Raw genomic sequence first — 25,587 nt, 5'->3', positions numbered from 1 at the left:
GGAGCCCCGGCTCAGGCGCCCTGGCGGACGCTCGCCCTGCGGGCGAGGGAGTTCCTGCGAGCGGCCCGCAGCATGTCCAGGGTCAGCAGCAGCAGGGCCAGCCACACCACCCCGAAACCAATCCAGCGCTCAACCGTCATGGCCTCCCGGAAGACCAGCAGCGCCACCACGAACTGCAGGACCGGGGCAAAGTACTGGAGCAGTCCGATGGTGGTCATGGGCAGCCGCCGTGCGGACGCACCGAAGAAAAGCAGCGGGACGGCGGTGATCACGCCCGATGCCAGCAGCAGCCAGAAGTGTCCTGGTCCCTCGGACGTCAACGTGGAGCTGCCGCCTGCGGCCAGGACCACCATGGCCACGGCGGCCAGAGGGGCGAGCACCATCGTCTCCACGCTGAGGCTGGTGATGGCGTCCACCCTCGATCCCACCCGATTCTTGACGAAGCCGTACAGGCCAAAGCTGAACGCCAGGGTCAGGGCAATCCATGGCAGCTTCCCGTAGGAGTAGGTGAGCACGCCCACCGCTACGAAGCCGACGCCGACGGCGGCCCACTGGAGCGGCCGCAGCCTTTCCTTCAGGACCAGCACACCCAGCAGCACAGAGACGAGCGGGTTGATGAAGTAGCCCAGTGACGTTTCCACGGCCTGCCCCGTGGTGACGCCGTACGTGTAGGTCAGCCAGTTGATGGCAATCAGGAATGCCGCCAGCGCCAGGGAACCAAAGACCCGTCGGTCCTTCAGCGCCACCGCGAGCACGCCCCACGCCCTGGTCACCGTGATCAGTAGAGCACAGAACAGCAGGGACCACACCACCCGGTTGGCCACGATTTCGACGGCGCCCGCCGGCATCAGGATGAAGAAGTACAGCGGGAGCAGCCCCCACAGAACGTAGGCGCCGATGCCGAACAGCATGCCGGTCGTCGAATCCTTGGCGACAGCCCGGGGCCCCTCACCGGCCGGCGGCGCGGCTGCGGGGGTAGCAACGGGCGTGGCGGGGGAGGTTCCTTCTGGCATAGGCACGAACTCCATAACAGCATCCGGTGGGCAGGTATTCCAGCAGACAGGCGGTATTCCGGAAAATAATCAGTAGGCTTGCTTTCATGACACGTGCGCCTTCCCCGGAGCCCAGCCCATGAGGCTCCGGCGCAGCAACGCCTCGGGCCGCGGCTACCGCAGGGTGCCCGCCGGCAAGGGCTTCAGTTACCGGGACCTGGACGGCTCCACGCTGCCGCCCGGCCCTATCCGCGACCGCCTGGAAAGTATCGGCATCCCGCCGGCCTGGACCGACGTCTGGATCGCCCCCTTCGAGAACGGGCACATCCAGGCGACCGGCGTGGATGCCGTGGGCCGCCGCCAGTACATCTACCATCCGGAGTGGCGCGAGCGTAAGGACCGGGTGAAGTTTGACCGGTCCCTCCAGCTGGCCGAATCGCTGCCCGCGGCCCGGCGGCGGGTGACCATGGACCTGCGCAGTGAAGGCTTCACCCGCGACCGCGTCCTGGCGGCGGCGTTCCGGATGCTGGACACCGGCTCGCTGCGGGTGGGCTCGGAGAGGTACACCAACGAGAACGGAAGCCGTGGGCTGGCCACGCTGCTGTGCGCCCACGTCCAGGTGCGCAAGGACCGGATCCTCCTGCGCTTCCCGGCCAAGAGCGGCAAGGACTGGGAATCGGAAATCCGCGACGCCGACCTCGCCGCCCTCCTGCGCCTGCTCAAGCGGCGGGGACCGAACGCGAGGCTGCTGGCTTACAAGGAGGGGAGGACCTGGCGTCCGGTCACCAGTGCGGATATCAACGCCTACGTGAAGGAGCGGACCGGCTCAGACTTCACCGCCAAGGACTTCCGGACCCTGCGCGGAACCGTGGCGGCCGCGGAAAGCCTGGCGAGGACCGGAGTCCAGCGGACGGCGGCAAAGCGGAAGCGGGCCATCAGCCGCGCCATGTACGACGCGGCGGAGACGCTGGGAAACACTCCCTCCATTGCGCGCAAGAGCTACGTGGACCCGCGGGTGCTGGACCACTACCATGACGGCGAAACCATCGATCCGAAACGGCTGGACTCGGCGGAAGCTGAGCTCAGGGCGCTGTTGTACCGCGAGGGCAAGGTAGTGGCCCTGGCCGCCAACTAGAATGGGGGACTGTGCGCTGCACCATGCGGCGCACCCTCATGAAACATGAGCAGGACCAGTTCAGAAGGGTTCCCGGTGTCCAATCACAGCGAAACCGCCGCCAACCGTCCCCTCCGCGTCGCCATTATCGGCGCGGGACCGGCAGGAGTCTATGCTGCGGACATCCTCACCAAGTCCAGCGGGGTCAAGGACGGCGACTTCCAGGTCAGCATCGACCTCTTCGAGGCCTACCCGGCGCCCTATGGACTGATCCGGTACGGCGTAGCCCCGGACCACCCCCGCATCAAGGGCATCGTCAACGCCCTGCACAAGGTCCTGGACCGGGGCGACATCCGGTTCCTGGGCAACGTGACCTACGGCCGGGACCTCACGCTGCACGATTTCCGGGCCTTCTACGACGCCGTCATCTTCTCCACGGGCGCCATCAAGGACGCGGACCTGGACATTCCGGGCATCAACCTGCGCGGCTCCTTTGGCGGCGCGGACTTTGTGTCCTGGTACGACGGCCACCCGGACGTGCCCCGCGAGTGGCCGCTGGAGGCCAGGGAAATCGCGGTGATCGGCAACGGCAACGTGGCCCTGGATGTGGCCCGCATGCTGGTCAAGCACCCTGAGGAGCTGCTCACCACCGAGATCCCGGACAACGTGTACGCCGGCCTGAAGGCGTCCCCGGTGACGGACGTCCACGTCTTTGGCCGCCGCGGCCCCGCCCAGGTCAAGTTCACCCCGCTGGAGCTGCGGGAACTGAGCCACATGGAAGACGTCGACATCGTCCTCTACCCCGAGGATTTTGAATTCGACGACGCCTCGGACGAGGCCATCCGCAGCAACAACCAGGTCAAGACCATGGTGAACACCCTCACCAACTGGCTCGTGGAGGAGCATGCGGAGTCGGAGAACCCCTCGTCCCGCAGGCTGCACCTGCACTTCCTGCACAGCCCCGTTGAAGTGCTCGACGACGGCACGGGCAAGGTGGGCGGCATCAAGTTCGAGCGCATGCAGCTGGACGGGACCGGCAACGCCAAGGGCACCGGAGAGTACGTTGAATACCCCGTCCAGGCTGTCTACCGGGCCATCGGCTACCACGGCTCCGCGCTGGACGAACTGGAGTACGACGCCAAGCGGGGCGTCATCCCGAACGAAGGCGGCCGGGTCCTCGATGCCGACGGCAACCCCGTTCCGGGCATCTACACCACGGGCTGGATCAAGCGCGGACCTGTGGGGCTGATCGGCCACACCAAGGGCGATGCGCTGGAGACCATCGGCTTCCTGCTGGAGGACCGGCTCACCCTCCCGGCGGCCAGGAACCCGGATCCCCAGGCCATCATCGACCTGCTGGAAGAGCGCGGCATCGAATACACCACCTGGGAAGGGTGGAACAAGCTCGACGCCCACGAGGCGGGCCTGGGTGCCGCCTGGACCGGACCCGAGGGCCTGGACCACGTGGTCCGCGAGCGTATCAAGGTGGTGCCGCGCGAGGAGATGATCCGCATTTCCCGCGGCTGACCCCTACCCCCGACGGAGTATTCGAGTTAATCTGGTTAACATGAATACGGCCGGGGCCGGAACCCGTCCCTACAGCTCCCCGAAGCGCGCCACCTCTGCCGAGGAAACCGGCCGCCGGATCCTGCAGGCCACCGAAGACCTGTTCATGCAGGGGCCGCTCGCCGACGTCACGCTGGGTGCGGTGGCTGCCCGCGCCGGTGTCACCGTCCAGACCGTCATCCGCAGGTTCGGGGACCGCGCCGCCCTCATCGACGCCAGCGCCAAGGCTGCCACGGCCAGGGTGGACAGCCAGCGCAGCGCCGTTCCTCCCGGCGACGTGCCCGCCGCCGTCGACAACCTCCTGGAACACTACGAAACCACCGGCGCGCTGGCACTGAAGCTGCTCGCCGAGGAACAAACCTCCCCCGTCCTGGCGGAAATCACCGGGGGAGCGCGCCACCTGCACCGCGAATGGTGCCGCCGCGTTTTCGGCCCCTTCCTTGACCCCCTGAAGGGCAGCCCGGACCACGACCGCCGGCTGGCCCAGTTCGTCGCTCTCTGCGACGTCTACAACTGGAAACTGCTGCGCCTGGACGCCGGGCTCAGCCGCGGCCAGGTGGCCCACTCCCTGCTCGAAATGCTGGAACCCTTCACGCGGAGGCCCTGATGTCCACCGTCCTTGCCTACACTTCACCTGCCATAGGCCACCTCTTCCCCATGGTTCCGCTGCTCGCGGAACTCAAGGCCCGCGGTCATGATGTCCACATCCGCACCCTGCCACGGCAGGTTCCACAGCTCACGGAGTCAGGGTTCCACGCCGGGCCGGTGGACGGCAGGATTCTTGCGATCGAGGCCACGGACTACCGCGCCACAAACCCGAAGGCTGCCCTGGCCTCCAGCGTTGAGACCTTCGCCGCCCGCGCCCGGTTCGATGCGCCGGACCTGCAGCGCGCCATTGAGGGGATAAGGCCGGACCTGCTCCTGGTCGACATCAACGCCTGGGGCGCGCGCATCCTGGCAGAACACTCAGGGCTGCCGTGGGCAACCTTCAGCCCCTACACCCCGCCGCTGCCCTCAAGGGGTACGCCCCCGTTCGGGCCGGGGCTGGCTCCTTTGCCGGGTCCGCTCGGCAGGGCCCGGGATGCGGTGGTGCGGCGCCTGGTGATTGGCGCCGTCGAGAAGCTGATGCTGCCCCGGATCAACGCCCTGCGGGCCGACATCTCCGGCGGCATGCTTCCCCCGGTCACCGGCGCCAACTCCATGTTCCGCACCGCCCCGCTGATGCTCGTGGCCACCGCCGGGCCGTTCGAATATCCGCACCCGGACTGGGCTCCGGATGTGCGCATGATCGGCGCCCTGGACTGGGAGCCGCCGGCCGAAACTCCCTCGTGGCTCGGGGAGGCCACCGCTCCGGTCGTCCTGGTGACCACGTCCTCCGAGTACCAGGCGGATGACGCCATCGTCCGGACCGCCCTGGCGGCCCTGGCCGGAGAGCCCTATACCGTCGTCGCCACGTTGCCTGCAGCCGAGGCCGGCTCTGCGGGTGCCGCCAGGGCCGCCGGCCTCGACCGTTTCCAGCCCGTTCCGTCCAATGCCAGGCTGGAACATTTCGTGCCGCACGGCCCTGTCCTTGACCGCGCCGCCGTTGCCATCACCCACGGCGGCATGGGGGCAACACAGAAGGCCCTCTCAAAGGGAGTGCCCGTGGTGGTGGTCCCGTTCGGCCGCGACCAGCACGAGGTGGCCGCAAGGGTAGTGGCGGCCGACGCCGGAGTGCGGCTCAGCCGGAAGCGCCTCACGCCGGAGCGGCTCCGGGAAGCCGTCCACCAGGCCCTGGGCAAGGCGCCGGGGGCGCGCCGGGTGGCGGATGGCTACGCGGCCGCCGGGGGAGCAGCGGCGGGGGCGGACGCTCTGGAAGAGCTGGTCAGGGCAGGCCGGTGACACGAGGTTGTTGTCCAGCTATGCTGACTTGGCCACCCTCCAGCCCTGCACAGCCGGACAAGACTCCGGAACGGGAGTTCGATGACGAACCTGCTCCATCCTGAACCGCGCCAGCGTGCCGCACTGACCGGCCACGAGCGCCTGGGGTCGGACCCCGGCAACCTCACCCCCGAGATCCCCGGGCTGCGCAACCTCATCAAGGAGTCCTGGCAGCGGTCGGCAAGCTTCAAGGCCAATCCGGACAACGCTGCCGCGCCGCTGGCATTCGACTGGGACCAGCTGGAGGACTACCGGCGGCAGCACCCCCTGGCCGCGATCATGCCGGTCATCAACAAACTCCTGGTCCAGCCCAGCCACGACAGCGGGCTCCTGGTTGCGGTGGGCGACGAGGTGGGCAGGCTGCTGTGGGTGGATGGCGACCCCACCCTCCAACGCCGGGCCGAAGGCATGATGTTCGTCCCCGGTGCCGACTGGTCCGAGGCCAGCGTCGGCACCAGCGCGCCGGGCACCGCCCTTGCCCTGGGCCGGGGGATCCAGATCGCGGGCGCCGAGCACTACCAGCGGGCAGTGCACCCCTGGAGCTGCACCGCCGTCCCCTTCCATGACCCCGACTCCGGCGCTGTCCTCGGCGTCGTGGACATCACCGGGACGGACACCGCGGTGGCGCCGCACACGCTGTCGCTGGTGGAGGCCACCGTTGCTGCCGCCCAGGCGCAGCTGCGGGTGGAGCGCCTGCAGCTTGCGGCGGAGCTCGCCAGGAAGCCAGTACGACGACGGTCCCCGGCTGCCGCCGGCAGGCAAGGCCCGGGTGCCAGCGAAGGCAGCCTTTACCGGAACAGCCTGCAGCTGCTGGGCCGCGACCAGGCACTGCTCAGCCTGGGCGGCAGGACCGTTTCCCTGTCAGCACGGCACAGCGAGATCCTCGCCCTGCTGAGCACTCACCCAGACGGGCTCACTGCCGAGGAACTGGGCTTGCTGCTGTACCCCGGGGAGGGCTCCACCATCACGCTGCGGGCCGAGATGGTCCGCCTGCGCAAGGTCATCCAGCAGCTGAGTCCCGACGCTGTCCCCGGCTCCCGCCCGTACCGGCTCCCGCTGGACCTGGTGCCGGATACCGGCCAGGTGCTCAGCTGCCTGCAGCGCGGCGCACACCGGATTGCCTTGGAGATCTACCGCGGCGAGGTACTCCCGCGCTCGGAGGCGCCAGGCGTTGTCGACCTCAGGAACAGGGTTTCGTCCCTGCTCCGGGAAGCGGTCCTCACGGACGGCAGCGCCGAGTCCCTGCTCAAGTACGCTGCGCTTCCCGAAGCAAGGGACGACGTCGTCATCCGCCGCGCCGCGCTCCGCCTCCTGCCGCCGCGCTCACCCAAGCGGGCCGCCGTCGTAGCCGACCTGGAACGGCTGGAAGCCGAACTGCGCGCCTGACGCTCGATTCGGGCCGGACCACGGCTCTGTGATCTGGATCTCACCCTCGCAACCTTGCTGCAACGTTGCTCCTCCTACGCTGGGTCCATCGGCGAGCGCCCCTACGGGCCAGCCTTCTGCACAGCAAAGGAGCTAAGCACATGACCGTTTACGCACAGCCGGGAACCGACGGTTCGAAGGTCACCTTCAAGGACCGCTACGAGAACTGGATTGGCGGCGAATGGGTGGCCCCGGTCAAGGGCCAGTACTTCGAAAACATCACCCCGGTGACGGGCAAGGCGTTCTGCCAGGTGGCCCGCGGCACCGCGGAGGACATCGAGCTAGCCCTGGACGCGGCACACAAGGCCGCACCCTCCTGGGGCAAGACCTCCGTGGCGGAACGCGCCGCCATCCTGAACAAGATCGCCGACCGCATCGACGAGAACCTCGAGATGCTCGCCGTGGCCGAAACCTGGGACAACGGCAAGCCCATCCGGGAAACCCTCAACGCCGACCTGCCGCTGGCCTCGGACCACTTCCGCTACTTCGCCTCCGCGGTGCGCGCCCAGGAGGGCAGCCTGTCCCAGCTCGATGACAACACCACCGCGTACCACTTCCACGAACCGCTCGGCGTGGTGGGCCAGATCATCCCCTGGAACTTCCCCATCCTGATGGCCGTCTGGAAGCTTGCGCCCGCGCTCGCCGCCGGCAACACCGTGGTGCTCAAGCCCGCGGAGCAAACGCCCTCATCGATCCTGGTGCTGATGGAACTTATCGGGGACCTGCTGCCCGCCGGCGTACTGAATGTGGTCAACGGCTTCGGCGTGGAGGCCGGCAAGCCGCTGGCATCCAGCTCCCGGATCCGGAAGATCGCCTTCACCGGTGAAACCACCACCGGTAAGCTCATCAGCCAGTACGCCAGCCAGAACCTCATCCCCGTCACCCTGGAACTGGGCGGCAAGAGCCCCAACATCTTCTTCAACGATGTTGCCCAGGAAAACGACGCGTTCTACGACAAGGCCCAGGAAGGCTTCGCACTCTTCGCCTTCAACCAGGGCGAAGTCTGCACCTGCCCCTCGCGGGCCCTCGTGCAGGAGGACATCTACGAGTCCTTCATGGCCGACGCCGTGGCCCGGGTGGAGAAGATGATCCAGGGCAACCCGCTGGACACCGAAACGCAGGTTGGCGCGCAGGCCTCCAACGACCAGTTGGAGAAGATCCTGTCCTACATCGACATCGGAAAGCAGGAAGGCGCCAAGGTGCTCACCGGCGGCGCCCGCGCCGAACTCCCGGGGGACCTCGCTGGCGGCTTCTACGTCCAGCCCACCGTGTTCGAGGGCCACAACCGGATGCGGATCTTCCAGGAGGAGATCTTCGGCCCCGTGGTGGCGGTGACCCGGTTCAGTGACTACAACGACGCCATGGGGATCGCCAACGACACCCTGTACGGCCTGGGCGCCGGCGTCTGGTCCCGCAACGGCAATGTGGCCTACCGCGCCGGCCGCGAGATCCAGGCCGGCCGCGTCTGGGTGAACAACTACCACGCCTACCCGGCAGGTGCCGCTTTCGGCGGCTACAAGTCCTCCGGCATCGGGCGCGAGAACCACGCCATGATGCTGGACCACTACCAGCAGACCAAGAACCTCCTGGTCAGCTACGACGAAAACAAGCTGGGCTTCTTCTAGGCCGAAGCCCGCACCACTACAACGACGCAAGGATTTCGCCAATGACGACGACAATGCAAGCAGCAGTAGTAACCGAATTCGGCACGGACCTGTCGATCCAGGACATCGCCATTCCCACGGCGGGGCCGGGACAGGCCCTGGTCAAGGTCCTGACCACCGGCGTCTGCCACACCGACCTCCATGCCGCGGAAGGCGACTGGCCGGTCAAACCCTCCCCTCCGTTCGTCCCCGGGCACGAAGGCGTGGGTGAAGTAGTGGCACTGGGTGAGGGGGTGTCCAACCTCGCCATCGGTGACTTGGTGGGCAACGCCTGGCTGTGGTCGGCCTGCGGCGACTGCCAGTACTGCCGTAGCGGGTGGGAAACCCTGTGCGAGGCGCAGCAGAACGGCGGGTACAGCGTGGACGGCTCCTTCGGGGAGTACATGCTGGTGGACTCCCGGTTCGCGGCGCGCATACCGGCGGGATCCGACCCCGTCGAGGTGGCGCCGGTGCTTTGCGCCGGCGTCACCGTCTACAAGGGGCTGAAGATGACCGAGACCCGGCCGGGCCAGTGGGTCACCATTTCCGGCATCGGCGGCCTGGGGCACATCGCAGTCCAGTACGCCGTGGCCATGGGACTCCGGGTTGCGGCCGTGGACATCGCCGACGACAAGCTGGCCCTGGCCAAGGCCCACGGCGCTGAACTCACGGTCAACGCCCTGCATGAGGACCCGGCGGAGGTAATCCAGCGGGAGACAGGAGGCTGCCATGGAGTTCTGGTCACTGCGGTGCACCCGTCAGCGTTCGGACAGGCCATCGGGATGGCCCGCCGCGGCGGCACCATCGTGTTCAACGGACTGCCGCCGGGGGATTTCCCGGCGCCGATCTTCGAGATTGTGCTCAAGGGACTGACTGTCCGCGGCTCGATCGTCGGCACCCGGCAGGACATGGAGGAAGCCCTGGACTTCTATGCCCGCGGGAAGATCCACCCCACCGTGTCCGTGCGGGAACTGTCGGAGGTCAATGCCGTGCTTGATGAGATGAAGCACGCCAAGATCGACGGCCGCGTGGTGCTGAGGTTCTGATGCCAGCTGAAGGGCTCGCTGCCGCCGTGACGCTGCCCGGGGAAGATTTTTCCCGGGTGGCGCTCACGCCGGCTGCCGTGGACCTGCTCCGGATGCTCTGGGACAAGCATGGGGCGCTCATGTTCCACCAGTCCGGCGGCTGCTGCGACGGGTCCTCGCCCATGTGCTATCCGGCCGGGGACTTCATCACGGGGGACGCGGATGTCCTGCTGGGGCTGTTCGATCTTTCGGACGGTCTGCAGCCCCTGCCGCTGGAGTTCTGGATGTCCCGTGAGCAGTTCAACTACTGGAGCCACACCCATCTGACCATCGACGTCGTACCCGGACGCGGGAGCGGCTTTTCCGTTGAAGCGCCTGAAGGTAAACGCTTCCTGATCCGGTCAACACTGATGGACTGGCCGTCCTAGGAAGTTCGACCAACTGCCACTCGGGGCTCTCCATTCGGAGGGCCCCGAGTGCTTTGGCAGAAGAATGTTCGGCATCGGGGCCGTCTCATTATTCGGGACGATTGGGACCGTCCAGTGGATGGACAGTATCGTTGATAGGTCTGTTTCCCTCACAAACCAGGATTGTGACCCCCAATGAACCTTCTGCGGACAAAATCCATCGAGCAGTCGATTGCCGACGCCGATGAGCCGGGACGCAAGCTTAAGCGTTCCCTCAGCACCTGGGACCTCATGATCATGGGCGTCGCCGTTGCTGTCGGCGCCGGCATCTTCTCGGTCGGCGCAAAGGCCGCCGCCAACTTTGCAGGTCCCGCCGTTACCCTGTCCTTCGCGATCGCCGCCGTCACGTGCGCGCTGGCCATCATGTGCTACGCCGAGTTCGCCACGGCCATTCCCGTAGCGGGATCCGCCTACGTCTTCACCTACGCCACCATGGGTGAGCTCCTTGCCTGGATCATCGGCTGGAACCTGATCCTGGAACTGTTCACCGCCGCTGCCGTGATCGCCAAGTACTGGGGGATCTACCTCAGCAAGGTGTTCGCCCTCACCGGCCTGGACATCCCGCCGGCCATCTCGCTGGCGGGCGTGGACCTCTACTGGGGCGCATTCCTCATCGTGGCCATCTTCACCGTGCTGCTGGTGCTGGGCACCAAGCTCTCCGCCCGTGTGGGCAACATCTTCACCCTGATCAAGATCGCCGTGGTGCTGTTCGTGATCGTGGTGGGCTTCACCTACGTGAAGTTCGAAAACTACACCCCCTTCGTTCCGGCAGCCGAGCCCACGGCCGGCACCGGCGCCGCAGACGTCCTGAAGCAGTCCTTCTTTGGCTTCCTGACCGGAGCTGCCCCCGCCCAGTACGGCACCATGGGCATCTTCGCCGGTGCCGCCCTGGTGTTCTTCGCCTTCATAGGCTTCGACGTGGTGGCCACCTCCGCCGAGGAAGTGAAGAACCCGCAGAAGACCCTGCCCCGCGGCATCTTCGGCGGCCTGGCACTGGTCACGCTGCTCTACATCCTCGTGTCCCTGGCCCTGACCGGCATGGTGTCCTACACCCAGCTGGCCGAAGCCAAGAGCCCCACCCTCACCACGGCCTTCGAGGCAGTGGGAGACACCTCCGCGGCCAAGGTCATCGCCTTTGGTTCCCTCGTGGGCCTGACCACCGTGATCATGGTGCTCCTCATGGGCCTGTCCCGCGTGGTGCTGGCCATGAGCCGCGACGGCCTGCTGCCCCGGGCGCTGTCCAAGACCAGCGACAAGCGGTCCACTCCAGTGCGCCTCCAGGTCATCTGCGGTGCCGCGGTGGCGCTGGTTGCAGGCCTCACCAACGTGGACCTGCTCGAGGAAATGATCAACATCGGCACGCTGTCCGCGTTCGTGGTGGTCAGCCTGGGCATCCTGGTGCTCCGCAAGAAGCGCCCGGACCTGAAGCCGGCCTTCCGGGTTCCGCTCGGCAAGGTGCTGCCCATCGTGTCTGCGGTGCTGTGCCTCTACCTGATGACCAACCTCGCCGTGGAGACCTGGATCTTCTTCGCCTTCTGGCTGGTGCTGGGCCTGGCGATCTACTTCGCCTACGGCCAGCGCCACTCGCGGCTCAATGAGCGTTTCGCCGAAGCCAACGCGTCCGTCAATGGCGCGCCCGGCATGGCGTCACGGACAGCCACCGAGTCTGATGACGAGGACGAGCTGAGCCGGACCTGACGGCCCACCGTACCAGCTGTTGAACTGCCCGCCCGGCCTGCGCCGGGCGGGCAGCCGCGTTTCCGGCCGGGTCATGCTTCGGGCCGGTTACGGCGCCGCGTACCGTCCCACCCATTCCACGAGCGGCCGCAGCTGCCGCCAGCGTTCCGCGATCTGCTCTTTGGCGGCCGGTGTGGACACCCACTCCGGCTTGCCCATCTCGACACCCGCGGACAGTGATTTGTGCTTAAGCAGTTCGGCGCGGGGATGGTCCTTGTCGAAACCCCGCGGGACGGTTTTCAGCTTCTCGCCTTCGATGGCAAAACCGGCCCCGGCCACGGCATCAAAAATGTCCTGCAGGGCGGCGCCGCTGGCGGAGGCGTCAGCGGCCGCGCGGAACCGGGCCAGCTGGGCGGGCGTGTGGGAGTGGTAGCCGCCACCGATCAACAGTCCGTCGGCATTGATTTGGAGATAGAAACCCACGCCTTCCTGGCGGGCGGCGAATGCCCCCTGGGCGGTTTTGTATGGCGACTTGTCCAGTGAGAAGCGGATGTCCCGGTTGGGGCGGAAAAGCTTGGCAGGTCCGAACTCGGGCTCCAGCTCGGAGAGCAGGAGGGTGAGCGGTTCCTTGACTGATGCGTCGTACGTTGCTTTGTGTTCCAGCCACCAGTCGCGGTTGTTGTTGTCCTCCAGCTGCGCGTAGAAGCGGAAGGCTTCCGGGGGAATGCCTGCGAAAGTGTTCATCTACGGAGCCTAGGGCTGCTTACCGCGACCGGCCAGACCTCCGGCGCCGTATGTGCACAACCGGGCCAGGCAGCAGAACACCCCGCCACGGAAGCCCGTGACGGGGTGTTCTTCAGTTCAGCCGGCAGGAGGCCTGGTCAGCCGATCTTGTTGGCGGACTCAGCGTCCGAAGCCGGAGCCGACGGGGCCGCACCGGCACCGAGGTTGGCGCGCAGCTTGGCGCCCAGCTCGGCGTCGACGTTGGTCCAGTACTGGATGGCGCGTTCCTTGATGTCGGAGCGCTTCACGCCGCCAACGGCGCCGGTGATGGTCTCCAGGAAGCGGGCCTTTTCACCCTCGTTGTAGACCTCGCGGTACAGCGCGCCGGCCTGGACGAAGTCGCCGTCCTCGGCGTGAAGGGAGTGCGCGGCGAGGGTCAGCTCGCCGTCGTTCTCCCAGCCGCCCGCAGCGTTCTGCGGCTCAACGGCAGCCGGGCCGCCAAACGTGTTGGGGGCGTAGACCGGAACCGAGGGGGCGTTGAAGAGGAAACGTCCCTGGCCGTCCTGGCTGTAGTTGTTGACCTGGTTCTTGGGCTGGTTCACCGGGATCTGGGCGTGGTTGGTGCCCACGCGGTAGCGGTGTGCGTCCGCGTAGGAGAAGATGCGGGCCTGCAGCATCTTGTCCGGGCTGGCGGCGATGCCGGGCACGAAGTTCGACGGCGCGAAGGTGGCCTGCTCGATCTGCGCGAAGTAGTTCTCCGGGTTCCGGTTCAGCTCCATGGTGCCCACCTTGATCAGCGGGTAGTCCGCGTGCGGCCAGACCTTGGTCAGGTCGAACGGGTTGAAGCGGTAGGTCTTGGCATCCTCGTACGGCATGACCTGCACGTGCAGGTCCCAGGACGGGAAGTTGCCGGCTTCGATGTTCTCGGACAGGTCGCGGATGTAGAAGTCCGCGTCGGAACCGGCAAGCTGTTCCGCCTGCTCGGAGCTCATGGAGTTCACGCCCTGGTTGGACTTGAAGTGGTACTTGACCCAGAACCGCTCGCCCTCGGCGTTGATCCACTGGTAGGTGTGCGAGCCGTAGCCCTGCATTTCCCGCCAGGAGGCGGGCAGGCCGCGGTCACCCATCAGCCAGGTGACCTGGTGGGCGGACTCGGGGGACAGGGTCCAGAAGTCCCACTGCATGTCGGCGTCACGCAGGTGGGTGCCCGGCAGTCGCTTCTGGGAGTGGATGAAGTCCGGGAACTTGATGCCGTCACGGATGAAGAAGACGGGGGTGTTGTTGCCCACGAGGTCGTAGTTGCCCTCGGTGGTGTAGAACTTCACGGCGAAACCGCGGGGGTCGCGCCAGGTGTCCGGGGAACCGTTCTCGCCCGCCACGGAGGAGAAGCGGATCAGCATCTCGGTCTCGACGCCAGGCTGCAGGAACGCTGCCTTGGTGTACTTGGAGATGTCCTCGGTGGTCTTGAACGTGCCGAATGCACCGCCGCCCTTGGCGTGCACTACGCGCTCCGGAACCCGCTCACGGTTGAACTGGGCGAGCTTTTCCACCAGGTAGTGGTCAGTCAGGATGATGGCACCATCGGCACCAACTGACTTCGAGTGTGCGTCGGACGTAACCGGTGCACCTGACTGGGTTGTGGAAACGGCAGTCATTGTTCTCCTATTTCTCTTTTTCTTGCGAGGGACTGTGGGGAGGAAGTTGTTGGGCCTGCTGGCACTCCTGGCAGATGCCCTGGTACATGACGTCGGCGATCTGGATGGTCATCGGCTTGGCGTCCGGATTCCAGTGCGGCGTGAGGCAGGGGGCGTGGCCGACGGCGCAGTCCACGTCTTCCACGCGGCCGCAACTGATGCAGATGGCGTGGTGGTGGTTGTCGTCCACCCGTGTCTCGTACAGGGCGGGGGAGTGGGGCGGCTCGAACCGGCGCAGCATGTGCAGGTCCGTCAGGTCGCCGAGGACCACATAGACGGACTGGGCCGTCAGTTCCGGCAGTTCGGTCCGGGCGGCGGCAAGGATGCTTTCGGCTGGGGAATGCGGGTGGCGTTCGACGGCGGCGAGTACAGCGAGCCGCTGCTTGGTCACCCTGCGGCCATGGGCGCGCAGGGCCGCAGCCCATGCGTCCTGGCCATCAAAGTGCTCCGTCATGGCTCCATTGAAGCACTTATTATTAATAACTCACAATAAGGCTCGGCTTACCTTTCCGTGTCGCCCGCTAGTGTTGCGGGGTGGGGAAAATACTTGCCGATGTCACGCCGCTCAAGGAAAGCCCCGCATTCCGCCGGCTGTGGCTGGGATCGGCGGTATCCGCCGTCGGCAGCCAGCTCACGCTGGTGGCCGTCAGCCTCGAGGTGTACCGGCTGACCCAGGACAGCTTCTACGTGGGCCTGGTGGGCATCTTCGCGCTGGTTCCCCTGATAATCGGCGGCCTGATTGGCGGCTCCATCGCGGACGCGCATGACCGCCGCCGCATCGCCCTGCTGGCCTCCACGGTGCTGTGGCTGACCACCGGCCTGATCGCGCTGCAGGCCTGGCTGCAGCTGGGCAACGTGTGGGTGCTGTACCTGCTGGTGGCGCTGCAAAGCGGGGCCCAGGCCATCAATCAGCCGGCCCGCAGCGCCATTATCCCGATGCTTATCCGCAAGGAGCTCCTGCCGGCGGCCAACGCCCTGAGCATGCTGTCCCTGGGCCTTGCCATGACCGCCGGGCCGCTGCTGGTAAGCCTCCTGGTGGCGTGGCTGGGGTTCGGCTGGACCTACACCATCGACTTCGCCAGCTTCGCGTTCGTCCTCTGGGCGGTGTACCGGCTTCCGCCGATGCCTCCGGCAGGCACCCGCAGCAAAGTGGGACTTCGTTCCGTGGTTGAGGGTTTCCGTTTCCTGGGAACGCGCCCCAACCTCCGGATGACCTTCATCATCGACCTCGTGGCCATGATCCTTGCCCAGCCGCGGGCGCTGCTCCCCGCCGTCGCTGCCCTCATGATCGGCGGGGGCGAGGCGACGGTGGGCATCCTGCTGGCCTGCACCGCCGTCGGGGCCTTCCTGGTAAGCCTGTTCTCCGGTCCGCTGGGCAGCGTGCGCCGCCAGGGGACCGCCGTCGTGGTTTCCGTCATGGGCTGGGGTGCCTCCATCGGGGCCTTCGGCCTGGTGGTGCTGCTCGCGGGCCCGGCGCCGGACGGAGCGGTGACCCTGTGGCTGCTGCCCGCCGCCGCCTGCTGCGCCCTCGCCGGGATTGCCGACTCCATCAGCAGCGTCTTTCGCAACACCATCCTGCAGGCCGCGGCCCCTGACCACCTGCGCGGACGCCTGCAGGGCGTGTTCATCGTGGTGGTGTACGGCGGCCCCCGGGTCGGGGACCTGCTGGTAAGCGGCGCGACTAAGCTTCTGAATGAGGGGTGGGTCCTGCTGCTCGGCGGTGCACTGTGCATCGCGGGGGCATGGCTCGCGGCGAAACTCCAGCCCGGCTTCCGGCAGTACGATGCCCGGAACCCGGCGCCCTAGCAAGCCGTTCCTTAAGCAAGGAGGAAACGTGCACAACCATCACAACGGCCTGAAGACCGCGGCGCTTTTCGGGGTGCTGTGGGCGGTGTTGCTTGGCCTCGGCGGGCTCATCGGCGTGGGCACCCGCAGTTCGGCGCCCATCTGGATCATGGCCCTGATCGGCGTCGGCACCACGTTCTACGGCTACTGGAACAGCGACAAGATCGCCATCCGCTCCATGCAGGCCGTCCCTGTGACCGAAGCCCAGGCCCCGCAGCTGTACCAGATTGTCCGCGAGCTCTCCATGCGCGCCAACCAGCCCATGCCGCGGATCTACGTCTCGCCCACCATGAACCCCAACGCCTTCGCCACCGGCCGCAACCCGCAGAACGCGGCCGTCTGCTGCACCGAGGGCATCCTCCAGCTCCTGGACCCGCGCGAACTCCGCGGCGTCCTGGGCCACGAGCTCATGCACGTCTACAACCGCGACATCCTCACCTCGTCCGTGGCGGCTGCCGTCGCCGGCGTGATCACCTCGGTGGGGCAGATGCTGCTGTTCTTCGGCGGCGGGGACCGGCGCAATGCCAACCCGCTGGCCATGATCGCCATGGCCCTCCTGGCACCTTTCGCGGCGTCCCTGATCCAGATGGCCATCTCCCGCACCCGGGAGTACGACGCCGACGAGGACGGTTCGCAGCTCACCGGCGATCCGCTGGCGCTCGCCTCAGCCCTGGACAAGATTGAGCGCGGCGTGAGCCTTGCGCCCTTGCCGCAGGACCAGCGGCTGGTCAACGCCTCGCACCTGATGATCGCCAACCCGTTCCGCGGCGGGGCCATGAACAAGCTGTTCGCCACCCACCCGCCCATGCGGGACCGGATCGCACGGCTGGAGCGGATGGCGGGCCGGCAGCTGTAGCCGGGAACCCCGCCGTCGGACGCCGGGCAGCCTTCCTACCTGAACAGGCCGTCCCCGATGAATCCGCCGGGCTTCACCCCGCCGGGAACGGCGAACAGTCCCGAACCCGTGTGCTTCAGGTACTCCACCGCCAGGGTGTCGCCCTTGGCCATCGCCATCTGCATCGGGACGTAGTGGCTCCGGGGATCGGTGACGAAGGCAATGAAGAACAGGCCCGCATCGAGATGGCCCACGCCGTCGGAACCGTCGGTGTAGTTGTAGCCCCGGCGCAGCATTCTCACGCCGCTGTTCCGGCTGGGGTGGGCCATCCGCATGTGCGAATCGAGCGGAATCAGGGGTTTGCCGCCTTTGCCTTGCCGGGCGAAGTCGGGCTCGGTGAACTCCTCGCCGCCGGACAGGGGTGCGCCCGTGCCCTTGGTCCTGCCGATCAGGCCCTCCTGCTCGCCCAGCGACGTCCGGTCCCAGGTCTCGATGTGCATCCGGATCCGCCGCGCCACCAGGTAGCTGCCGCCCGCCAGCCAGGCATCCTCCGGCCGGCCGGCCGTGGCCCACACGTGCTGGTCCAGCAGCTGGTCGTCCTCGACCTTGAGGTTGTTGGTGCCGTCCTTGAAGCCGAAGAGGTTCCGCGGGGTCTGCTGGGCGCGGGTGGTGGACGAGGTTCGCCCGAATCCCAGCTGGGACCAGCGCACCCGGACCTTTCCGAACCCGATCCTGGCCAGGTTCCGGATGGCATGGACGGCCACCTGGGGGTCGTCGGCGCAGGCCTGGACCACCAGGTCGCCGCCGCTGCGGGCGGGGTCCAGGTCGTCGCCGGGGAAGTGCGGCAGGTCGATCAGGGCCTCGGGCCGCCGGCCGTCCAGCCCAAACCGGGCCGCGCCGTCCTTTTCGAACAGGCCGGCGCCGAAGCCGAACGTCAGCGTCAGCTTGCCCGCGTTGAGGTCCAAAGCCTCGCCGGTGTCCTCCGGCGGAGCGCCGTAGGGGCCGTCCACCGCACCGGTCGCGCCGGCCGGGCGGCCTTCGGTCAGGGCTTCGGCCGCGCGCGTCCAGTCCTTGAGCAGCTGGATGAGTTCTTCGCGCCTGGTGGTGGTGACGTCGAACGCGGCCATGTGCAGGCGGTCCTGGGCGGGGGTGGTGATGCCGGCCTGGTGGTCCCCGTGGAAGGGGACCACCGGACTGTCGGCGGCGGGAGGTGCCGCGGAGGCCGCCACCGCGTCGTGGCCAAGGAAGCCGGCCGCAAGTCCCGCCGCAGCCCCGCCCAGTCCGGCGATGCCAAACAGGCCGCGCCTGCTAAGGCGCGCGGCCGCCGTCGGCCGTTCCCCCTTGGGGGGCTCCAACGGTGCCTGGACGGAAGCCGGGACCGCGCTCGGCTCAGAAGCTTCCGGCGCCCGGCCGCTGAACGGGCAACCGGTCACAGGACCACCGCCGCCGTCAGCCGGGACAGCGGCTCCCCAAGGGCGTCCACCAGGGAAGCCAGCCGCTGGACCTGCTCCGGCGTCAGCTTGTCGTAGGACGTGAAGGCGGTCCCCTGGGCATGGGTGGAGAGTTCGGCCTGAAGCGCGGCGAACTTCTCGTCCAGCGATGTTGCCAGTGCGGCGTCCTTCTGCTGCAGGGCCGGTTTCAGGTTTTCGAAGGCAATGCGGGCACCGTCCACGTTCGCCTGAAAGTCCCAGAGGTCCGTGTGGGACCAGATTTCCTCTTCACCGGTCACTTTTCCGGTGGCAACTTCATCCAGCAGCTCCTTGGCGCCATTGCCCAGCATGTCCGCGGAGATCTCCAGCGTGCGCGTGCGCTCCACGAGGTCCTTGGTGTCGGCCACCATGCGGTCGGCGATGGCTGAGCGCTCGGCAGCGGTCAAGGCCGTGTAGCCGGCGGGCGGGAACAGGTCCTTCTCCGCGCGGTGCCACCCGGTCCACTCCTGGCCCGGTTCAAGATCGGCCTCGCGGGCGTCAAGCTGCGGGTCCAGGTCCCCGAAGGACTCCGCGACGGGCTCAATCCGTTCCCAGTGCTGGCGCGTCGCGGCGTACAGTTCGCGCGCCTTCGCCGCGTCACCGGCCGCGAAGGCCGCGGCGAACTGCTCGGTCCCGGTGAGCAGCTGTTCGCCCTGGTCCTTGACGTAGGACGCGTACTGCGTGGTGGCGGTGTCGAGGAGGTGCTGGAAATCCGCGTCCGCCGGCTGCTGGTTGCCGGACGGGGTGACCTCCAGTGCAGCCCTGATCCCGTCGCCTTCCATGCCGGGCTTGCACGCGGTGGTGTAGGTGCCGGCGGGTGCGGTCACCACCAGGTTGCGGCTCAGGCCCGGGCCGATGTTCTCCACCTCGCCAAGGATGCGCAGCCCGTCCGCGGCCAGCAGGTAGAACTCCGTGACCTCGGTGCCTTCATTCTTGACCGAGAACGTGAGGTTGCCGCTGGGCACGCTGGTGGCGGAGACCTTGCACTCGCTGTTCGAGCTGACGACGTCAATGGCGCCCGCGGCAGTGTCCGAGGTCTTGGTGTTGTCCGTGCAGCCCGTGAGGATCAAGGGCACGGCGACGACGGCGGCGGCCAGGGCGGCACGCTTGCTGCGGAAGGTGCAGGGGGCAGTTTTGGGCAGGTTGTTTTTAGGCAGGGTGTTTTTAGGCAGGGTGAAGCCAGGCATGGGGGATTCCTTTGGTGCGGGTGAGGGGGATCTAGGCGGCGGCCACGGCCTTGACGGCAGTGTTGTCGTGGAAGCCGGCGGGGCTGGGTGGTGTTTTGCGGTTGATGCGGAGGTACAGGAACAGCACGGGCAGCACGTAGAGCAGCCAGGCTCCGGCTTCCAGCCAGGTGGTGGCAGGGGAGAAGTTGAGGGTGCCCTTGAGCAGGGTGCCATACCAGGACGACGGCGGGACGGCGCCGCTAATGTCAAAGGCCAGCGAGTGCAGGCCCGGGAGCAGTCCGGCCTCCTGGAGGTCATGGATGCCGTAGGACAGGACGCCGCCGGCGATGATGATCAGGGCCGCCCCGGTCCAGGTGAAGAAACGCGAGAGGTTCACTTTCAGGACGCCCCGGTGCAGCAGGTAGCCGAAGCCGGCCGCGGCGACCAGGCCCAGGAGGGCGCCGATGAGCGGCTGGGTGGATTCGCCCGTGGCCTTGGCCGCAGCCCAGAGGAAGAGGGCTGTTTCCAGGCCCTCACGTCCGACTGCGATCGCAGCCACCACGGCCAGGCCCCAACCTTCTCCGCCCGCTGACTTGTCCACGCGGGATTTCAGGTCGCTTCCCAGGGTCCGTGCGGTGCGTGCCATCCAGAAGACCATCCACGTCACCAGGCCGACGGCGGCGATGGACAAGGTGCCGCCGATGGCCTCCTGCACCTCGAAGGTGAGGCCTTTGGGGCCGAAGGTCAGCAGGGCGCCGAAGGCAACGGACACTGCAACTGCTGCTGCCACGCCCACCCACAACCGGGGAATGAGGTGGCGGCGGTCTGTTTTGGCCAGGTAGGCCATGAGGAGGACCACCACCAGGGTGGCTTCGAGTCCTTCGCGCAGGCCGATCAGGAAGTTGGCAGTCATGGAGTGTTCTTTCGCTCAGGCTGCCCTTACTTAGGCAGGCCTAAGGAAGAGATTACCCGGCGCCGTCGAATACGCAAACCAAACGTGCCGTAATTGTCCCCAGGTTACCTTCCTGGGTCCCTCGTCTCCCGGGAGGCGCGCGCCCTGGCGGCTCCGCGCTGCGCAAAACGGGCAGCGACACGCAAAAAGGCTGGCGCGCCCGGAATGTGGGGTGCGCCAGCCTTTATACGTGGCGTGTAACTTTTTGCGCGTCGAAAACGACGGCGGCGGGGGACTAGCTGCGGAAATTCACAAACTGCAGGTCCGCTTCCTCGAAGTCCTTCAGCAGCGCCATGGTGGCCTGCAGGTCGTCACGCGACTTGGAAGAAACACGCAGTTCGTCGCCCTGGATCTGCGACTTGACCGACTTGGGTGCTTCGTCGCGGATGAGCTTGTTGATCTTCTTGGCCAGGTCCTGGGCGATGCCCTCCTTGATGGAGGCTTCCAGGCGGAACTCCTTGCCGGAGGCGTAGGGCTCGCCGGTGTCCAGCGACTTCAGTGAGATGCCGCGGCGGATCAGCTTGGACTGCAGCACGTCCAGGACGGCCAGGACCCGTTCTTCCGAGTTGGCCTTCATGAGGATCTTTTCGCCGCTGAAGTCCACCTCGGCACCGACGCCCTTGAAGTCGTAGCGCTGGGCGAGTTCCTTCTGCGCCTGGTTGAGCGCGTTGGCCACTTCCTGCTTGTCCACTTTGCTTACGACGTCGAACGTTGACTCGCCTGCCATGACTCTCCTTTGTTGATGGGAGCCCCGTGCGGGTACAGGGCCTGGATCACTGGCATCCAGCCTAGTACGGATGTCCGGGCCGGTGGGGGCGCCTGATTCACAGTTCCCTCTCAGCGGATCCACCGGGGGAACGAAGGAGGGCTGGCGAGAGTTGGAGCAGTTGTACCGCAGTTGAAGGGAACACCATGCACCGCAAAGCCGCCCATTACGTCACCCGCAGCACCAGTACAGCAGCGGGGGCGGTGGCTGCAGCAGCGTCGTCGGTGGCGGCGGCCGCAGTGGCGGCCTCCATTGTCTTCAGTCCCGTGGCGGATGCCTCCGCCAGGATGGACGGGGTCCGCGCCGACCTCCAGCGGGCTGTGCAGCTGAACCAGATCACCGAGGAGCAGGCACTCAGCTTCGAAGCAAAGCTGGCCGGGCGCATCCTCGGGGAGGCTTAGGCACCAATTTTTCGGCGCCGATTCAGGGCTTTAGGGGCCGTGGAAGGCCCGATTCGATTCTTCGCCCGAAGTTCTGTAAAGTTGTCTTGCCCGCGGTTACTGAAGCGGAAAGCGCCGGAAACGGATGCTTCCCAACACTGCATCGGCGGGTACTTCTTTTGAAGTTCGGCAGATTACCCGAGCGGCCAAAGGGGGCTGACTGTAAATCAGCTGGCAACGCCTACGGGGGTTCGAATCCCTCATCTGCCACCGAAGGAAAAGCCTCCGGAACCACCAGGTTCCGGAGGCTTTTTCGTTGCCCCGGGCCCTTTCCCAGCCCTTCAGAACGGGCCTCCTTCCGCCGTCGACACCATCTGGGTGCGGGCGTAATCTGGCAGCATCGGCGCATGTGCTCCGATGCCCTGCGTCGATAATCCATCGATGAAGGAGGATTCAATGAGTGCTGTACGTGAATTCATGACCACTGATGCGAGGTGCGTCAGGGAAACAGAGTCACTGACGGACGCGGCCCGCATGATGATGGACCTTGACTGCGGAGCGCTTCCCATCTGCGGTGACGACGGCAAGTTGAAGGGCATGATCACTGACCGCGACATCGTGCTCAAGTGCGTTGCCGCCGGCCGCGACCCGGGCCAGATGATGGCCCGCGAGCTGGCTGCCGGCAAGCCCTACTGCATCGACGCCGACGCCAACGTTGATGCAGCGATCGACATGATGGAGCAGCACCAGGTCCGCAGGCTCCCGGTGATCTCGGACCACAAGCTGGTAGGCATCATCAGCCAGGGCGATATTGCCCGCAACTACTCCGAACAGCGCGTGGGCGAACTGGTGGAACACATTTCAGAACGCCACGGCGTATAGCGCGCCATTGTGGCGCGTCATTGACTTGTCCGCGGGTCCAGCCCTTGGAGGCCAGGACCCGCGGACAAGCTTACGAATTCCGCAATTTCAGTTCAGCGCGATCAGGAGCATCGTGCTGGTTCCCGGGATGCAGGTCTGCAGGATCGCCCGGGGAAACCCGCCGAACACCGAGATGACGTCATTGGTGGTTCCGGGATTTGGCACTGTGCCGCGCCCGGTCACCGTGTACGTTCCGTAACCCGGGATGCTCACGGTCTCACCCACGCCGATTCCCGAGAACCGGGCCCATCCACCGCAGAAATCGTGTTCGGTGATGAACAGGGAGTAGCCGTCATTGGGTGTGTAGTGGATGGGCCCGATGCAGGCGTCCACCATGGACTGGCCACCCGAACCGGCTACGTAGATGGTCCGGACGGCAGGAGCCGCCGGCGCAACGGCGGCCGGAGCGGATGCCTGCGCAGCAACCGGTGCCGCGGCGGGGGCGGGCGCGGCAGCCGGAGCAGGAGCAGGCTCGGCAACTGCGATGGGCGGGCCCGTCAACAGGAGCGTTTCGCCCGGGTAGATGATGCTGTACGCACTCAGTCCGTTGGCCGCGAGCATGGCATTCATGTCCACGCCATGGCCGCGGCGATTGCCCCGACGGTGTCGCCCGGCACCACCGTGTACAGGTTGGGGTCGCCGGCAGGTTCGGGGGCGCGCGGGTGCAGGCTCGGGTGCGGGCGGCGGAGCCGGAGCCGGGTCGGCCGGTGCGGCCGGCTTCGGCGGCCGGAGCGGCCGCCTGCGCTGCCACCGCTTCCGCCGCCCCGGGAGCGGCTGCAGGAGCTGTGGGGGCGGAGGTGCTTGCCGACGGCGGCGCGGGGGCCTCTGCTACCTGCGCCGCCGCCGTCGTGCTCCCGTTGAGGGACGCGGGCGGCGCCGCCATGGCACCGACGCCCACCGCTGCCACCACCGCTGCCGTGGCCATGCCGGCCCATAACTTGTTGCTGATGACCGGCCGGCCGGTGGTCAGGTCGGTCCGGGGTTCGTCGGTGGCGAAGCTTCTGCTGGTGCCGTCGGGGGAGGGAAGGGAAGGCTGGTTCATGGGTTGCCCATCAGTGTTCGGTCCCGCCGGGGCGCTGCATGCACACCAGGACGCTGGACGGAGCGAGATGATATTGCGCCGCCGGTCCCGGCGGGGGCCGGAACCGAAAGCGGCGCAGGTTGGAGGCGTCCGCATACCCAGAAAACCGGAGCTCCGCGTGACGGCAGGAGCTCCCGGAAGCCACCCGGGGGACCTGCCAGTGCGTGTTGGTCCTAGGAAACCCGAGTCTAGGAACGGGGCAAGGCCGGGGCACCAGTAGGGGTTACCCGATTTTGCCGGCCCGCTACTCGCCCGGAAGGGGGCCGCTACTCGACGCCGGAACGTTGAATACTTGGCGTTACAGGGGCCAGCATTCCCGCAGTTCCGGGATCTCCCGCCGCAGCAGGGCGATCTCGCTGACCAGCTCGGCCACCTCGGCCCGCACCGGTTCCTCCACGGCCTCGGCCACCGTTTCGGCTGTGTCTTCCACCCTTTGGACGAGCCACGAGGCGATGGACGCCGTCGCCACACCGAGTACCGCGATTCCGCTCATCATGAGCGCTGTGGCCACCAGGCGGCCGATGGGCGTGACGGGGTACATGTCCCCGTAGCCCGCCGTGGTGATGGTGGCGGTGGCCCACCACAGTGCGTCACCGAACGTGGTGATCTTGGCCTCGGGCGCCCACTGTTCCACGTCCAGCACGGCCAAGGCCCCCACGAAAACCAGCAACGCCGCGGACGCCGCCACGTAGGTGACCACCCGGCCGCGCAGCGTTTCGCCCACGGTCCGGTGCAGCACGGACAGCAACGTCACCAGGCGATGCCGGAAATCCCACGGTGCCGGATGTGGAGCGCCCTCCCGTAAGATGTTACTGACGGGTAACATTGAGGCATGCACCTGCTCCTGAGAACACTCCTTATGCTCTTCCGCTCCCGCCGCCGTCCGCCGTTGGCGGTGTGGGATCCGTCGTCCCTGCCCCTGCGCGTCCTGCCCACGGACATCGACATCGCCATGCACGTCAACAACGGCATGTACCTGTCCCTGATGGACCTGGGCCGGTTCGACCTGATGGTGCGCAGCGGCGTCTGGAAGCGGATGCGCCGCCGCGGCTGGAGCCCGGTGGTGTCCGCGGAGACCATCTCCTTCCGCAAATCGCTGCAGCTGTGGCGGGAGTACGCCATCGAGACCCGCATCATCGGGCTGGACACCAAGGCGATCTTCTTCGAGCAGCGCATGGTGTCCGACGGCGAAATCTACGCGCGTGCCTACATCGCCACCCGGCTGGTCACCAGGACGGGCCCGGTCAGCCAGGAGGACATCCTTGCGGAGTTCGGCGCCCCGCCGGCGGACCTGGTGCTCCCCGAATGGATCCACGAATGGCGCGCCTCCAGCGCCCTCCCAGGCAGCCGCACGCCCGCCCCGCATCTCTGGGATGCCACCGCCTGAACCCGGCGGCCGCCGTCGTCCTTCCCCGTATTCCCGATGACGCGGGGAGCGAACAACCGCGACAGGCCCGGGGCTGACGCGTACCGTGGACACATGGCTACCCTTGACATCACAGGTGAACAGTTCGCATCGACGATCGAAGGCAACGACATTGTCCTGGTCGATTTCTGGGCGGAATGGTGCGGCCCGTGCAAGCAGTTCGGCCCCACGTACTCCGCCGTCTCCGAGAAGCACCCCGACGTCCTCTTCACCAAGGTGGACACCGAAGCTGAGCAGCAGCTCGCAGCGGAGGCAGGCATTTCTTCCATCCCCACGCTGATGGCCTTCCGCGAAAAGGTGCTGGTGTTCTCACAGCCCGGCGCTTTGAACGCCCAGCAGCTGGAACAGGTAGTGGACGCCGTGAAGGCGCTGGACATGGATGAGGTCCACGCCCATGTGGCCAAGCAGCGGGAAGAAGCAGCAGCCGCGGCCAGCAAGCCGGCAGGCCAAACCGGCCCCCAGGACGGCACGCAGATCCCCGACTTCTAAGACCCCGTAAA

General features: G+C 67.0%; 23 protein-coding genes, 1 tRNA gene and 2 pseudogenes. 16 read left to right on the top strand and 10 right to left on the bottom strand.

What is annotated here, in order from left to right:
• Window positions 1-11 precede the first annotated feature (11 nt).
• Window positions 12-1,013: an EamA family transporter RarD gene (gene rarD, locus NMQ03_RS15715; protein ID WP_255172941.1), complete on the bottom strand. Its 1,002-nt coding sequence runs from the start codon at window positions 1,011-1,013 to the stop codon at window positions 12-14.
• 118 nt (window positions 1,014-1,131) lie between these two features.
• On the opposite strand from rarD, the gene NMQ03_RS15710 reads away from it, so the two are divergent.
• The 9 genes from NMQ03_RS15710 to NMQ03_RS15670 all read left to right on the top strand — a co-directional run bounded on the left by NMQ03_RS15710 (window position 1,132) and on the right by NMQ03_RS15670 (window position 11,850).
• A complete protein-coding gene (locus NMQ03_RS15710) occupies window positions 1,132-2,127 on the top strand; it encodes a DNA topoisomerase IB (protein ID WP_255172940.1) in 996 nt (331 codons plus the stop codon).
• 75 nt (window positions 2,128-2,202) lie between these two features.
• Window positions 2,203-3,633, top strand: a complete 1,431-nt coding sequence (locus NMQ03_RS15705; protein WP_255172939.1) for an FAD-dependent oxidoreductase — start codon at window positions 2,203-2,205, stop codon at window positions 3,631-3,633.
• Window positions 3,634-3,673: 40 nt separating this feature from the next.
• Window positions 3,674-4,279, top strand: a complete 606-nt coding sequence (locus tag NMQ03_RS15700) for a TetR/AcrR family transcriptional regulator (protein WP_255172938.1) — start codon at window positions 3,674-3,676, stop codon at window positions 4,277-4,279.
• Window positions 4,279-5,553 carry a glycosyltransferase gene (locus tag NMQ03_RS15695; protein WP_255172937.1) on the top strand — a complete coding sequence of 425 codons (1,275 nt, stop codon included), beginning with the start codon at window positions 4,279-4,281 and terminating at the stop codon, window positions 5,551-5,553. Before NMQ03_RS15700 ends, NMQ03_RS15695 begins: the two co-directional genes overlap by 1 nt.
• Window positions 5,554-5,634: 81 nt before the next feature.
• A complete protein-coding gene (locus tag NMQ03_RS15690) occupies window positions 5,635-6,978 on the top strand; it encodes a helix-turn-helix domain-containing protein (protein ID WP_255172936.1) in 1,344 nt (447 codons plus the stop codon).
• A 140-nt stretch (window positions 6,979-7,118) separates the two neighbouring features.
• A complete protein-coding gene (locus NMQ03_RS15685) occupies window positions 7,119-8,642 on the top strand; it encodes an aldehyde dehydrogenase family protein (RefSeq protein ID WP_255172935.1) in 1,524 nt (507 codons plus the stop codon).
• Between the two features lie 41 nt (window positions 8,643-8,683).
• The gene (gene adhP, locus NMQ03_RS15680; protein WP_255172934.1) at window positions 8,684-9,706 is read left to right on the top strand and encodes an alcohol dehydrogenase AdhP; all 1,023 of its coding nucleotides are present in this window, start codon (window positions 8,684-8,686) and stop codon (window positions 9,704-9,706) included.
• On the top strand, window positions 9,706-10,113 hold the full coding sequence (locus NMQ03_RS15675; protein WP_255172933.1) for a DUF779 domain-containing protein: 408 nt from the start codon (window positions 9,706-9,708) through the stop codon (window positions 10,111-10,113). The genes adhP and NMQ03_RS15675 overlap by 1 nt, the downstream gene beginning before the upstream one ends.
• A gap of 174 nt (window positions 10,114-10,287) precedes the next feature.
• Window positions 10,288-11,850, top strand: a complete 1,563-nt coding sequence (locus NMQ03_RS15670) for an amino acid permease (protein ID WP_255172932.1) — start codon at window positions 10,288-10,290, stop codon at window positions 11,848-11,850.
• A gap of 87 nt (window positions 11,851-11,937) precedes the next feature.
• Here the strand turns inward: NMQ03_RS15670 and NMQ03_RS15665 are convergent, their stop codons facing one another.
• From NMQ03_RS15665 to NMQ03_RS15655, 3 genes are all read right to left on the bottom strand, one after another.
• Window positions 11,938-12,573 (bottom strand): DUF2461 domain-containing protein, encoded by a 636-nt coding sequence (locus NMQ03_RS15665; protein ID WP_255172931.1) that lies wholly within the window; start codon window positions 12,571-12,573, stop codon window positions 11,938-11,940.
• A 137-nt stretch (window positions 12,574-12,710) separates the two neighbouring features.
• Entirely contained in the window at window positions 12,711-14,207 is a 1,497-nt protein-coding gene (locus NMQ03_RS15660; protein WP_255172930.1) for a catalase, read from the bottom strand.
• Window positions 14,208-14,214: 7 nt separating this feature from the next.
• Window positions 14,215-14,700: a Fur family transcriptional regulator gene (locus NMQ03_RS15655; protein ID WP_255172929.1), complete on the bottom strand. Its 486-nt coding sequence runs from the start codon at window positions 14,698-14,700 to the stop codon at window positions 14,215-14,217.
• Window positions 14,701-14,780: 80 nt separating this feature from the next.
• Here NMQ03_RS15655 and NMQ03_RS15650 point away from each other — a divergent pair, with 80 nt between their 5' ends.
• Together NMQ03_RS15650 and htpX are read left to right on the top strand one after the other, a co-directional pair.
• The gene (locus tag NMQ03_RS15650; protein ID WP_255172928.1) at window positions 14,781-16,052 is read left to right on the top strand and encodes an MFS transporter; all 1,272 of its coding nucleotides are present in this window, start codon (window positions 14,781-14,783) and stop codon (window positions 16,050-16,052) included.
• 28 nt (window positions 16,053-16,080) lie between these two features.
• Window positions 16,081-16,947 (top strand): zinc metalloprotease HtpX, encoded by an 867-nt coding sequence (gene htpX / locus NMQ03_RS15645; protein WP_255172927.1) that lies wholly within the window; start codon window positions 16,081-16,083, stop codon window positions 16,945-16,947.
• Between the two features lie 35 nt (window positions 16,948-16,982).
• Here htpX and efeB read toward each other — a convergent pair whose 3' ends face one another.
• The 4 genes from efeB to NMQ03_RS15625 all read right to left on the bottom strand — a co-directional run bounded on the left by efeB (window position 16,983) and on the right by NMQ03_RS15625 (window position 21,240).
• Window positions 16,983-18,281: an iron uptake transporter deferrochelatase/peroxidase subunit gene (gene efeB / locus NMQ03_RS15640; RefSeq protein WP_255172926.1), complete on the bottom strand. Its 1,299-nt coding sequence runs from the start codon at window positions 18,279-18,281 to the stop codon at window positions 16,983-16,985.
• 74 nt (window positions 18,282-18,355) lie between these two features.
• Entirely contained in the window at window positions 18,356-19,582 is a 1,227-nt protein-coding gene (efeO, locus tag NMQ03_RS15635) for an iron uptake system protein EfeO (RefSeq protein ID WP_255172925.1), read from the bottom strand.
• 31 nt (window positions 19,583-19,613) lie between these two features.
• Window positions 19,614-20,474, bottom strand: coding sequence for an iron uptake transporter permease EfeU (gene efeU / locus NMQ03_RS15630; protein WP_255172924.1), 861 nt, complete (start codon window positions 20,472-20,474; stop codon window positions 19,614-19,616).
• 274 nt (window positions 20,475-20,748) lie between these two features.
• The gene (locus NMQ03_RS15625) at window positions 20,749-21,240 is read right to left on the bottom strand and encodes a YajQ family cyclic di-GMP-binding protein (RefSeq protein ID WP_018769043.1); all 492 of its coding nucleotides are present in this window, start codon (window positions 21,238-21,240) and stop codon (window positions 20,749-20,751) included.
• A 185-nt stretch (window positions 21,241-21,425) separates the two neighbouring features.
• Between NMQ03_RS15625 and NMQ03_RS15620 the strand changes: the two genes are divergently transcribed.
• The 3 genes from NMQ03_RS15620 (at window position 21,426) to NMQ03_RS15610 (ending at window position 22,541) form a co-directional block, all read left to right on the top strand.
• A complete protein-coding gene (locus NMQ03_RS15620; RefSeq protein ID WP_255172923.1) occupies window positions 21,426-21,680 on the top strand; it encodes a hypothetical protein in 255 nt (84 codons plus the stop codon).
• A 167-nt stretch (window positions 21,681-21,847) separates the two neighbouring features.
• Window positions 21,848-21,929: transfer RNA gene (locus NMQ03_RS15615), tRNA-Tyr, on the top strand.
• 186 nt (window positions 21,930-22,115) lie between these two features.
• Window positions 22,116-22,541, top strand: a complete 426-nt coding sequence (locus NMQ03_RS15610; protein WP_255172922.1) for a CBS domain-containing protein — start codon at window positions 22,116-22,118, stop codon at window positions 22,539-22,541.
• 87 nt (window positions 22,542-22,628) lie between these two features.
• On the opposite strand, the pseudogene NMQ03_RS15605 reads toward NMQ03_RS15610, so the two are convergent.
• Window positions 22,629-23,622, bottom strand: a pseudogene (locus tag NMQ03_RS15605) (LysM domain-containing protein).
• A gap of 337 nt (window positions 23,623-23,959) precedes the next feature.
• A pseudogene (locus tag NMQ03_RS15600) lies at window positions 23,960-24,421 on the bottom strand (potassium channel family protein); the annotation flags it as partial.
• Window positions 24,422-24,493: 72 nt separating this feature from the next.
• Between NMQ03_RS15600 and NMQ03_RS15595 the strand changes: the two are divergent.
• Together NMQ03_RS15595 and NMQ03_RS15590 are read left to right on the top strand one after the other, a co-directional pair.
• On the top strand, window positions 24,494-25,048 hold the full coding sequence (locus tag NMQ03_RS15595; protein WP_255172920.1) for an acyl-CoA thioesterase: 555 nt from the start codon (window positions 24,494-24,496) through the stop codon (window positions 25,046-25,048).
• 93 nt (window positions 25,049-25,141) lie between these two features.
• On the top strand, window positions 25,142-25,576 hold the full coding sequence (locus NMQ03_RS15590) for a co-chaperone YbbN (RefSeq protein WP_255172919.1): 435 nt from the start codon (window positions 25,142-25,144) through the stop codon (window positions 25,574-25,576).
• Window positions 25,577-25,587: the final 11 nt, after the last annotated feature.

It is taken from the genome of Arthrobacter sp. DNA4 (genome assembly GCF_024362385.1).
Lineage (GTDB): Bacteria > Actinomycetota > Actinomycetes > Actinomycetales > Micrococcaceae > Arthrobacter.
The sequence above is the reverse complement of the archived record's forward strand: the minus strand, read 5'-3'. Positions and strand labels throughout refer to the sequence as shown.